The organism is Streptomyces sp. NPDC049577 (assembly GCF_040675635.1).
Taxonomy (GTDB): Bacteria; Actinomycetota; Actinomycetes; order Streptomycetales; family Streptomycetaceae; genus Streptomyces.
The window spans coordinates 1-10,962 of sequence record NZ_JBFAPH010000218.1 but is presented as its reverse complement, the minus strand read 5'-3'; the positions used below and the strand labels follow the sequence as shown (position 1 = coordinate 10,962).

14 protein-coding genes are annotated in these 10,962 nt (G+C 74.0%); 12 read left to right on the top strand and 2 right to left on the bottom strand.

Going from position 1 to position 10,962, the window contains the following annotated elements; genetic code table 11:
• The 5 genes from AB0K09_RS22630 to AB0K09_RS22610 form a co-directional block, all read left to right on the top strand.
• A partial coding sequence (locus AB0K09_RS22630) for an SDR family oxidoreductase (protein WP_366067186.1) occupies window positions 1-481 on the top strand: 481 nt, incomplete at its 5' end.
• On the top strand, window positions 481-807 hold the full coding sequence (locus AB0K09_RS22625) for an antibiotic biosynthesis monooxygenase family protein (protein WP_366067185.1): 327 nt from the start codon (window positions 481-483) through the stop codon (window positions 805-807). The genes AB0K09_RS22630 and AB0K09_RS22625, both read left to right, overlap by 1 nt.
• Before the next feature lie 131 nt (window positions 808-938).
• Window positions 939-1,397, top strand: a complete 459-nt coding sequence (locus tag AB0K09_RS22620) for a hypothetical protein (RefSeq protein ID WP_366067184.1) — start codon at window positions 939-941, stop codon at window positions 1,395-1,397.
• Between the two features lie 16 nt (window positions 1,398-1,413).
• Window positions 1,414-1,884 carry a DUF5959 family protein gene (locus AB0K09_RS22615; protein WP_366067183.1) on the top strand — a complete coding sequence of 157 codons (471 nt, stop codon included), beginning with the start codon at window positions 1,414-1,416 and terminating at the stop codon, window positions 1,882-1,884.
• Between the two features lie 6 nt (window positions 1,885-1,890).
• Window positions 1,891-2,301, top strand: a complete 411-nt coding sequence (locus tag AB0K09_RS22610) for a hypothetical protein (RefSeq protein ID WP_366067182.1) — start codon at window positions 1,891-1,893, stop codon at window positions 2,299-2,301.
• A gap of 54 nt (window positions 2,302-2,355) precedes the next feature.
• On the opposite strand, the gene AB0K09_RS22605 is transcribed toward AB0K09_RS22610, so the two are convergent.
• Window positions 2,356-3,384, bottom strand: coding sequence for a methyltransferase (locus AB0K09_RS22605; RefSeq protein ID WP_366067181.1), 1,029 nt, complete (start codon window positions 3,382-3,384; stop codon window positions 2,356-2,358).
• A gap of 20 nt (window positions 3,385-3,404) precedes the next feature.
• Complete coding sequence (locus AB0K09_RS22600; protein WP_366067180.1) at window positions 3,405-4,451, bottom strand: methyltransferase; 1,047 nt, start codon at window positions 4,449-4,451, stop codon at window positions 3,405-3,407.
• 208 nt (window positions 4,452-4,659) lie between these two features.
• Between AB0K09_RS22600 and AB0K09_RS22595 the strand changes: the two genes are divergently transcribed.
• From AB0K09_RS22595 to AB0K09_RS22565, 7 genes are all read left to right on the top strand, one after another.
• Window positions 4,660-5,856: a cytochrome P450 gene (locus tag AB0K09_RS22595; RefSeq protein WP_366067179.1), complete on the top strand. Its 1,197-nt coding sequence runs from the start codon at window positions 4,660-4,662 to the stop codon at window positions 5,854-5,856.
• Window positions 5,853-6,095 carry a ferredoxin gene (locus AB0K09_RS22590; protein WP_366067178.1) on the top strand — a complete coding sequence of 81 codons (243 nt, stop codon included), beginning with the start codon at window positions 5,853-5,855 and terminating at the stop codon, window positions 6,093-6,095. Before AB0K09_RS22595 ends, AB0K09_RS22590 begins: the two co-directional genes overlap by 4 nt.
• An 83-nt stretch (window positions 6,096-6,178) precedes the next feature.
• On the top strand, window positions 6,179-7,345 hold the full coding sequence (locus tag AB0K09_RS22585) for a nucleotide disphospho-sugar-binding domain-containing protein (RefSeq protein WP_366067177.1): 1,167 nt from the start codon (window positions 6,179-6,181) through the stop codon (window positions 7,343-7,345).
• A gap of 37 nt (window positions 7,346-7,382) precedes the next feature.
• Complete coding sequence (locus AB0K09_RS22580; protein WP_366067176.1) at window positions 7,383-8,732, top strand: FAD-dependent monooxygenase; 1,350 nt, start codon at window positions 7,383-7,385, stop codon at window positions 8,730-8,732.
• Between the two features lie 70 nt (window positions 8,733-8,802).
• The gene (locus tag AB0K09_RS22575; RefSeq protein ID WP_366067175.1) at window positions 8,803-9,660 is read left to right on the top strand and encodes an LLM class flavin-dependent oxidoreductase; all 858 of its coding nucleotides are present in this window, start codon (window positions 8,803-8,805) and stop codon (window positions 9,658-9,660) included.
• A complete protein-coding gene (locus AB0K09_RS22570) occupies window positions 9,660-10,880 on the top strand; it encodes an FAD-dependent monooxygenase (RefSeq protein ID WP_366067174.1) in 1,221 nt (406 codons plus the stop codon). Before AB0K09_RS22575 ends, AB0K09_RS22570 begins: the two co-directional genes overlap by 1 nt.
• Window positions 10,877-10,962, top strand: an 86-nt coding sequence (locus tag AB0K09_RS22565) for an NmrA family NAD(P)-binding protein (RefSeq protein WP_366067187.1), incomplete at its 3' end; no start/stop codon positions are given. The genes AB0K09_RS22570 and AB0K09_RS22565, both read left to right, overlap by 4 nt.

Here is a 10,962-nt window from a genome sequence, read left to right as displayed (position 1 = left end):
CAACGGCGGGACGATCAGCCACGTCCCCTACGCCGAACTCGACGTCGCCGAGTGGAAGCGCGTCGTCGACGTCAACCTCACCGGCACCCACCTCGTCATCCAGGGCTCCCTGCCCTACCTCGGCGCCGGCTCCTCGGTCGTCACCATCGGCTCCCGGGCCGCCGAGGCCGGCGTCCCCCTCCGCGCGCACTACACCGCGACCAAGGCCGCGCAGCTCGGCCTGACCCGCTCCCTCGCCAAGGAGCTGGGCGGGCGGGGCATCCGCGTCAACACCCTGCTGCTCGGCGTCATCCACACCGAGGCCTTCGACGACAAGCCCGCCGAACAGCGCGAAGCGGCCCTCACCATGTACAGCCGCAAGACCGCCCTCGGCCGGCTCGGCCGCCCCGAGGAGGTGGCCGGCGCAGTGCTGTGGCTCGCCAGCGACCTGTCGTCCTACGTGACGGGGGCGGCCATCGGCGTGGACGGGGGCATCTCCTGATGGCCCCCCGGATCTTCCGGGTCATGCTGCGCATGGAGATCAAGCCCGGCCAGGAGGCCGCGTTCGAACGGGAGTGGCACGCCGGCACGGACGCCGTCACCGGGCACCCCGCCAACCTCGGCCAGTGGCTGTCCCGCAGCGCCGACGAGGAGTCGACCTACTACATCGTCAGCGACTGGACGGACGAGCCCCGTTTCCGCGCGTTCGAGCAGAGCCCGGAGCACCTGGAACACCGGGCGAGACTGCACCCCTTCCGCAGCGCCGGGTCCTTCCACACCATGCACGTCGTCGCGCACATCCCCGGCAAGGCGGCTTCCGGGCACTGAACGGCCCGGGCCGTGGACGCGGCGGGAGCACTCGGGACGCTCCCGCCGCGCCCGTGCCGGGCGATCGCCCGCACGGTGGACGCCCCGGACGACCGGATACCCGAGGGGGTATACGGGACAGGGTGAACCCCATGAGCACCGATGCCCACAAGCACTGGCGGGACCTCCGGGTCAGCCGCCCCGGCGACGTTCCGCCGGCCACGCCGCTGATGTGGCTGGCCGAGAAGCACCAGGAGCACGCCGACCGGCTGACCAGCAGCCTGCTCCCGCACGCGGCGGAGCGGGCCACCGTCGCCGACGCCCTCGCGGTGCTGGCGCTGCGCGAGGCCGTCCGCCGCGAGATGGAGTACGGCCGCGGTGCCCACGTCCGCGACGCCCTGCGGTTCGGCGCCACCTGGAACGAGGTCGCCGCCGCCCTCGACGTCACCCCCGGCGAGGCCCGGAACGTGCTGCGGACCTGGGCCGAGGCCCAGCGCCACCTGTACACCGCGTCCGAGGAACGGGGTGAGCAGCCGCTCGGCCTGAGCGCCGAGCAGTACGCCGCCGTCCTGGCCCTGACCGAGCTCGCCGACGACGCGCAACCGGCATAGGGCAGAATGCCGCCCTATGCACGACGAAAGCACCGCGCCCGCCGCACAGGAACTGATACGCCTGGCGGCGTACCGACACGACGTCCTGGTCACCCTGACCGGAGAGGTCCACCCGCAGAGTGGGGAAGCCCCGTACTACGTGGCAACGGTGGAGGTCTCCGGTGACCTGGTCAACCTCTCCCGCCCCACGTATGTGAACCGCGAGGACATCGAGGAGTGGGCGCAGGCGCTGGACCGGATCGACGAAGCCTTCATCATCTACGAGGGCGAGCCGGACTCCGTCGACTGGCCGGCCTCGGGCCAGGACATCTACCTGCGGGTGCGGATGTCGGGCGACCCGTGCGCCGTCGAACTGCGCGATCCGAACGCGTTCGCGTCCGTACGGCTCTCCTGCGACCTCGATCAGGAGTGGATCGAGGCGTCCCGCGCACGCGTGCACGCCGTCCTCGAACGGCTGGGCGAGCGCCCCGTGCCGCGGGCCGGGTGATCTGCCGTGGCGAAGAAGTGCGCGGAGAAGACCGCGAAGAACACCGCGAAGAAGAGCAAGGCCGCGTCCTGGGTCTTCGCCGGGGTGATGGCCGTCATGGCCGTGAGCGTCGTCGTGGACCTGGTCCGGGGCGCGGGGCTGGACTGGTCCGTGGCGGCCATGGTGATGGTGCTGGGACCGTACGCGGTGGCCGAGGTGCTGGGCGCGCACGGCAGGGAGCGGGCCGCCGCGCGGGCCGGTGCCGTCTCGAACCGGCTGGTGCTGCCCTCCGCCGTCGTCCTCTGGGCGGGACTGATCATTGGCTGGTCCCGGGGCGAGGGCACTCCGTGGCTCGTCTTCGCGGCGGCGGTGCTGATCACGCTGCTCGAGGTGGCGAGGGGGCTGGCGGTACTGCGCGAGCGCCGCACCGCGGCCTGAGGCCGCGTCCGCAGCGGGCGGAGGGGGAAGGAGGCCTTCCCCCTCCGCCGGTTGTCACGACGCGACGGGCGCGGCCTCCAGCGCCTGGTACAGGTACGGGCAGGGCAGCGGGGTAGTGGAGGTGAGTTCCAGGCCCGCGCCGGCGAACAGCGCCCGGTACTCGGTCAGCGTGCGTTCCCGGCCCGTGGTCATCACCAGCATCTCGATGTCGGAGATGGCCGCGCCCAGGGCCTCGGCGGGGTCCTCCTCGTCGCCGCCCTCGGACAGCACCGAGGTGAAGACCACGACGCGGCCGCCCGGCGGGAGCACGGCGCGGATGTTGGAGAGGATCCGCACGCATTCCTCGTCGTTCCAGTCGTGCAGGATGTTCTTCAGCAGGTAGACGTCGCCGCCCTCGGGCACGGACTCGAAGAAGGAGCCCACGGCGATGTCGCAGCGGTCGTCGACCTTGGCCTCCGCGAGGACCCCGGCCGTCTCGACGACGCCGTTGGCCGTGTCGAAGACGGTGCCGCGCAGTGCCGCGTCGGCGCCCAGCACGGCCGCCAGCAGGGTGCCCCGGCCGCCGCCGACGTCCACGACGTGCCGGAAGCGCGAGAAGTCGAAGTGCTCGACGATCGCCGGGTACTGGACGTCGCTGCCGGCCGTCATCGCGGCGTGGAAGACGGCGGCCAGCTCCGGGTCCTTCTCGAAGTGGTCGAACAACGGGGCGCCGTTCGCGATGTCGAAGGCGGACCGCCCGGTGCGCACCGACTCCTCCAGTACCTCCCACGCGCGCCACACCGGGGGCGCGGCGTGCATGTCGGACAGCGGCCCGAAGTGCGCGGCCACCGGCGTGGCGCGGTAGCCCCCGCCCTCCTCGCCCAGGATCCCGGCCTTGACGGCCGCGTACAGCAGCCGGCGCAGGCTGCGCGGGTGGGCACCGGTGCTCTCGATCAACTGGTCGGCGGTGCGGGGGCCGCCGGCCACCGCGTCGAGGACGCCCAGGCTCGCGACCGTCGCGCCGATCTGGTGCAGGGCGAAGCCGAACGCCAGCGGCAGGTACTCGGCCGTGGCCGCCGGGCGCTCCGGGTTCCGACTGCTCATTGCACTCCCTAGGGTCGAGGTCAGTCCTTGCGGCAGACCACGAGCGTGTCGTGGTCGCCCAGCGGCCGGCGGGCGGCGGAGGCGAATCCGGCGGCCCGGGCCCGTTCCATGAGCTCGGCGGCGGTGTACCCGCCGCCGCCGTCGGTGACCAGCAGCATGTTCAGGCCGGCCACCAGGTTCTCGATGTTCTCGGGGCCGTCGGCGCCGTCGTCGTGCCCGGCCGGCATCCGGTCGTAGACCAGCGCCGCACCGCCCGGACGCAGCGCCGCGTACGCCTTGGCGAGCAGCAGCTCCCGCTGCTCGGGGGACCAGTCGCTGAGCACATGGCCGAGGATCACGACGTCGGCCGGCGGCAGCGGGTCCCGGAAGAAGTCCCCGGCGTGGAAGGAGGACCGCCCGGACAGCCCGAGCCCGGCCATGTGCCCGGCGAAGAACGGCGCCATCTGCGGCAGGTCGAAGACCTGGCCGGTGAGCTCCGGGCGGGCGGTGAGCAGCTGCCCGAGCAGGTGCCCGCGGCAGCCCCCGACGTCCAGGACGGTCCCCGGCCCGCCGCAGCCGGCCGCGTCCAGGGCCGCCAGCAGCTGCGGGCCGAGGCCCTTCGTCAGGCTGTCCATCATGCTCGCGAAGCGACCGGTCGCCTCGGGGTCGTCGAGCATGCCCGTGAAGTCGCCGTCGGCCTGCGGCCGCCCGGTGCGCAGCGCGTCGCCGAGCCGGCCGTAGACGTCGTACAGATTGAGGTCCGCGCCGATCAGGAAGCCGGTCACGGACTCGGGCCGGCCCTCGACGAGGGCGCGGTCGGCCCCCTCGGCGTTGCGGTAGCGGCCGTCGGCGCCCCGGCGCAGCAGGCCGCGCGCGGTCAGCAGGTCCAGGAAGTCCGGCAGCCCGCGGCCGTGCAGGCCCAGCCGCTCGCGCAGTTCGCCGGCGGTGGCGGGGGAGTCGTCCAGCGTGGTGAACACCCCCAGCCGGACGGCCGTGAGCAGGGCCTTGGCGTCGCAGAACGCGGTGCCGAGGCGCAGGATGCCCGCGGCGGTCGAGACGTCCGCAGCGGTCGACGCCCTCGCTTCCATCGGTCGACTCCGTCCTCGTGTCCGTCCTCGCAGGAGGCGTGCCGGGGGAATCTCGCAGCGGCCGATGGAGGATCGCTCGAGGACCGGCCCTCCGCACCCGGTCGCCGGGGGCTCGACCGGCCTTCGAGCCGGTCCCAATGCCGGATGCCCACGCTGACCCCTTCCCAGCAGTGCGAGCAGTGCGCTTGAAGGAGAGGGCGGTTCACATATGAGCGCGTCGTGCCCCGTCGGGTACCCCCTTCCGTGGGCCCCGGCTCCGGACATACCGCAGTCCTGGGCGGCCCTGCGCGAGCGGCCGCTGGTCGAGATCACGCTGCCCAGCGGCGAGCCGGCCCTCCTGGTCACCCGCTACAAGGACGTCCGGCGGCTGTTCGCCGACGAGCGGCTCAGCCGCAACACCTTCGGCCGCGCCTCGCGCGTCTCGGCCAGCAACGACCTGTTCGGCGACCCCAACATCGACAACGACCCGCCGCGCTATCTCATCGAACGCGCCGTGGTCATGCGGGCCTTCAGCGCCCGCCGCATCGAGGCGCTGCGCGAGGTCGTCAAGCGGATCGTCGCCGAACTGCTCGACGCCATGGAGGCCGGACCGCGCCCGGCGGAGCTGATGGAATCCTTCGCCTACCCGCTGCCCATCCTGGTCATCTGCCACATGCTCGGCGTCCCGCCGGAGGACCGGCCGAAGTTCCGGCGCCTGATCGACGGCTTCCTGTCGGTCACCCGGCTGCCGGCCGACGAGGTCGAGGAGTGCCGGCGGCAGTACTGGGACTACCTCACCGAACTGATCGAGGCCAAGCGGGCCCGGCCCGGCGACGACCTGATCAGCGAACTGATCGAGATCAGCCGCGAGGACCCCGCGAAGCTGACCGACTACCAGCTCCAGCACTGGGTCAAGACCCTGCTGATCGCCGGCTACGTGACGACGGCCTCCCAGCTGGGCACCAGCATGGCCGTCCTGCTGCACCGCCCCGAGGTCACCGCCGAACTGCGGGCCGACCTGTCGCTGGTTCCGTCGGCGGTCGAGGAGCTCCTGCGCTACCAGATCATGGGCACCTCGCTGGGCACCCTGCGCTACGCCGTCGAGGACATCGAACTGCTCGACGGCGTCACCGTCATCCCCAAGGGTTCGACCGTGCTGCTCTCACAGGAGTCCAACATGGACCCCGAGGAGTTCGACGACCCGCTGACCCTCGACATCCGCCGCACCGACAACCACCACCTCACCTTCGGCGCGGGCATCCACTTCTGTGCCGGGGCCGCGCTGGCCCGCATGGAGTTGCAGGAGGCCATGGAGGGGCTGCTGAGCCGCTTCCCGGAGCTCCGGCTGGCGGTGCCGGGGGAGGAACTGGCGAGGCCCGAGGGCGGTTTCCTCGCCGGCTACACCGCGGTCCCGGTGAGCTGGTGACCGCCGTGGGCTCCCTGCGCGTCACCGCGAACCCGGAGACCTGCGTCACCAGCAGCCTGTGCGTCTACCGGCTGCCACAGGTCTTCGACCAGGACGCCGAGGGCCGGGTACGGGTCCTGGACGAGCGGCCGCCGGACGAGCTGCGCCGTGAACTCCTCCGCGCCCGGCGCGGCTGCCCGACCCGGTCCATCCACGTCGAGGGCCCGGGCACCGGCGCGGACGACGACCCCGGCGCCTGAACGCACCGCATCACCGCCCGACCGCACCACCGCCCGATCGCACCACCGCCACAGCCGACCGACAGCAGACTGGGGACGAAGACATGCGGGTGCTGTTCACCACCTGGGCCTGGCCGTCGCACCTGTACGCGCTGGTGCCGCTGGCCTGGGCCTGCCGCGCCGCCGGGCACGAGGTGCTGGTCGCCGGCCAGCCCGGCCTGCTCGGCGACATCGCGGCGAGCGGCCTGCCCGGCGCGGCCGTCGGCACCGACGTGGACGCCGTCGGCATGGTCCGCGGCTATCTGCTGCCGACGGACCCGGGGAACGCCTCCGCCACGGCCCCGGGGCGCGGCCCCCGCGCCATGGAGATGTTCCTCGCGCACGCCGAGTCGATGACCGGCGACCTCCTCGACCTCGCCCGCCGCTGGCGCCCCGACCTCGTCGTCCACGAACCGACCGCACTCGCCGGGCCGCTCGCCGCCGCGGCCCTCGGCGTGCCGTCCGTACGCGTGCTGTACGGCACCGACCTCATGCGGCGCGCCGCCGCCGTCCTGCCCGGCGCGCTGGCCCCGCTCGCCGAACGGTACGGCGCGAAGGACCCCGACCCGTACGGCACCGTCACCGTCGACCCCGTGCCCACGGCGCTGCAGATCCCCCATGAGCAAGAACATCTGGCGGTACGTCATGTGCCGTACAACGGCCCGGGCGCCCTGCCCGCGCCGCCCCCGGAGCCCCGGCGCCGGCCGCGGATCTGCGTCACCTGGGGCCACACCATCGCCAAGCTCGACCGGGACCGGTTCCTGGCCGGCCGGGTCGCCCGGGCCGTCGCCGGGCTCGGCGCCGACGTCGTGCTGGCCGTCTCCACACCCCAGCTCCCGCTGACCGGCCCGCTGCCCGACGGCGTACGGGTCGTGACCGACACGCCCCTGCACCACCTCCTCGGCACCTGCGACCTGGTCGTGGCGCACGGCGGCGCCGGCACCGTCCTGGCCGCCGCCGCCCACGGACTGCCGCAGCTGCTGATCCCCCAGCTGCCCGACCACGCGGGGCACGCCGGCCGCGTGGTCGCCGCCGGAGCCGGCGAGGTGCTGACTCCCGGCGAGGCCACGCCCGAGCGGATCCGGGCCGAAGCCGAACGGCTCCTCGCCGACGGCCCCGAGCGCGCCGCGGCCCGCGCCCTGCGCGACGAGACGCACTCCCGGCCCGCCCCCGCGCACCTCGTCCCCCGGCTCGAACAGCTGGCCGTGACGGCCGCGCGGGACGCGGCCTGATCCCGACACCGACCTCGACGAGGGGCAGCGACACGCGATGACCGACAACCCCTTCCGCGTCCTCATCATCGGCGCCGGCACCGGCGGCGCGGCACTCGCCCACGGCCTGCGCCGGGCCGGCTTCGACGTCGCCGTGTACGAACGCGACCGCACCCGCGAGGCCGGCCTGCACGGCTACCGCGTCGGCATCGGCCCCGACGGCAGCCGTGCCCTCCGGCAGCTGCTGCCCCCCGAGCTGTACGAGACGTTCAAGGCCACCTGCGCCCGACCGCCCCGCTCCTTCGTCATGCTCACCGAGCGGCTCCGCACCAGCCTCGAACTGCCGCTGCGCCCGGCCGTCGAGGACGAGAGCGGCGAACGCTCCGTCAGCCGCATGACTCTGCGTCAGGTGCTGTTCACCGGCATGGACGACGTCATCCGGTTCGGCAAGACGTTCACCCACTACGAACGCCGCCCCGACGGCCGCGTCACCGCGCACTTCGCGGACGGCACCCAGGACACCGGCGACCTGCTCGTGGCCGCCGACGGCGCCGGCTCCCGCGTCCGGGCGCAGTACCTGCCGCACGCCAGGGTCGAGGACGCCGGGATCGTCTCGATCGCCGCCAAACTGCCTCTCACCGAGGAAACGCGGGCCCTGCTGCCGCCGCACGTCCGCGACGGCATCGGCCTCGTCCTCGGCCCCCGGGGCGGCACCTGCATCCTGCACACCATGGAGTTCCCGTGGGACCGCGAGGGCCGCGTCAAGGACGGCGTCGGCGGCAACGACGCCGGCCTCCTCGCCCGCTGGCCCGGCCTGCTGTTCGACAACACCCGCGACTACATCAACTGGGGCTTTTGGGCTTCCACCGACAAGTTCCCCGCCGACGTCATGCGACGCGACGGCAAGGAACTCATCGACCTCGTCCTCGCCATGACCCCCCGGTGGCACCCCGGTCTGCGCCGGCTGTTCGCCCTCGGCGACCCCACCACCTGCTTCCCCATCACCATCCGCACCTCCGTGCCCGTCCCGCAGTGGCCCACCACCAACATCACCCTGCTCGGCGACGCCATCCACACCATGACGCCCGGCCAGGGCGTCGGCGCCAACACCGCCCTGCGCGACGCCGCGCTCCTCACCAGGAACCTCACCGCCCACCGCGAAGGCCGGCTCGGCCTCCACGACGCCATCCGCGACTACGAGACCAGGATGATCCGGTACGGCTTCGACGCCGTCCGGGCGTCGAAGAAGCAGACCGGCGGCGACCAGCCGATCCACAAGCCCTACATCGGCCGGGTCGCGCTGGCAGGCATGCGCGCCTCCTTCTTCCTGGCCTCCCGGGTGCCGTCCGTGCGACAGCGGATGGCGGACGCCCTGCACGCCCAGCGCGGCGGGGACCGGGACGACTGACCGGTACCGCCGTGAGACCCAGCCCCAACAGAGCCCAAAAGCAAACGAGCCCCAAAAGAGGAGGAACACCGTGGACATCGGGGTCTGCCTGCCCATCGGCGTACCCGGCGCCGCCGGCGGCCGGCTGATCGAATTCGCCCGCCGCGCCGACCGGCTCGGATTCAGCAGCCTGACCGTCACCGACAGGGTCGTCTACGACAGCTACGACAGCATCGTCGCGCTCTCGGCCGCCGCCGGGGCCACCACCAGGATCAAGCTCGTATCGGCCGTCCTGCTGCCCGCCTACCGGCCCAGCACCGTCGAACTCGCCAAGCAACTCGCCAGCCTCGACCGGCTCTCCGACGGCCGCCTCGTGGTCGGCCTGTCCGCCGGACTGCGCGAGGACGACTACAGCGCGACCGGCGCCCGCTTCACCACCCGCGGCCGCCGCCTGGACACCATGATCCAGGAACTCCGCGAGGTCTGGCAGGGCAAGGGCCCCGCACCCGGCACCGGCCCCCGGCCCGTCGCCGGCGACATCCCGCTGTGGGGCGGCGGCCACTCGCCGGCCGGCCTGCGCCGCGCCGCCCGCCACACCATCGGCTGGATATCCCCCGGCGGCCCCCCGCAGCGCTTCGCCGACCAGGTCACGGCCTTCCGCGCGCTGTGGGCCGAGGAAGGCCGGACCGGCACCCCCAGGATGGGCGCCAACTGCTACGTCGCGCTCGGCCCCGACGGCGCGGAGCACGCCCGCGCGCACATGCTCAGCTACTACGCCTACATGGGCCCCATGGCCGAGCGCCTCGCGGCCGGCGCCGTCACCGACCCCGGCGCCCTCCGCGCGCTCGTGGACGCCTACGCCGCCGCCGGCTGCGACGAATTGTTCCTGCTGTCGGTCACCGACGACCCCGACGGCCTGGACCTGATCGCGGACGCGGTCCTGCGCTGATGCGCGCGGAGCCCACATCGCGCCGGCACGCGGTCGTCGTCGGCGGCGGCATCGGCGGGCTGGCCGCCGCCGTCGGACTGCACCGCACCGGCTGGCGCGTCACCGTCCTCGAACGCGCTCCCGCGCCCCGCGAGTCCGGAGCCGGGATCTCCCTGCTGACCAACGCCCAGCGGTGCCTCGACAGGCTCGGCGTCGGCCCCGCCGTACGGGCCGGGGCGGCCACCATGGCACCCGGGGGAGAGGGCCTGCGGCTCTCCTCCGGGCGCCGCCTCCAGCCCCCGGCCGACCCCGCGTTCCTCCGCGCACACGGCCTGTCCCTCGCCGTGCTGACCCGGCCCGCCCTGCACTCCGCCCTGCGCGAGGCCCTCCCGGACGGCGCGCTGCGCACCGGCACCGAGGTCACCCGCGTCCTCGACCTGGGCGACGGAGCCGCCGCCGTCTGCCGCACCCCCGGCGGCGAGCACGTCGAACGCGGCGACGTGGTCATCGCCGCCGACGGCACGCACAGCAGGATCCGCGCCGTCCTCTGGCCGCACCTGCCGCCGCCCGTCCACAGCGGCCACAGCGTCTGGCGCGGCATCGCCGAGGGCGTCGACGGCGCCACCGAGCCCGGTGGCAGCACCTGGGGGCGCGGCCTGGAGTTCGGCCGCATGCCGCTCGGCGCCGACCGCGTCTACTGGTTCGCCGTCGCCAACACCCCCGAAGGGCTCCGCCACCCCGACGAGCACGCCGAGGTCCGCCGGCGGTTCGGCCACTGGCACGACCCGATCCCCGCCCTGATCGACGCCACTCCCGCCGGCCGCGTCCTGCGCCACGACGTCCTCGAACTCGCCGTCCCACCGCCCTCGTACGCCTCCGGCCGCATCGCGTTGCTGGGCGACGCCGCGCACGCCATGACCTCCGACCTCGGCCAGGGTGCCTGCCAGGCCCTGGAGGACGCGGTCGTGCTCGCCGCCGCCCTCGCCGGGGACGAGGACGTGCCGCGGGCGCTCGCCCGCTACGACGAGCAGCGCCGGCCCCGGGCCGGAGCCATCGCCGAGGCCTCGCGGCGCATGGGCGAGTTCAAGCTCACCGAGCACCGCTGGCGACTGCTGCGGCGCAACGCGCGCATGTGGCGGACCACCCCGCGCGAGAGCCAGCGCGGCCTGGCCGGCGTGGGCGACTGGCAGCCGCCCGCCCTCCCCGGACCCGCGCCGACCCTGCGAGGTGAACCCCGATGATCCTGGTCACCGGCGCCACCGGAACCGTGGGCCGCGACGTGGTGGCCGGACTCCTGGCCGCCGGCCGGAAGGTCCGCGCCCT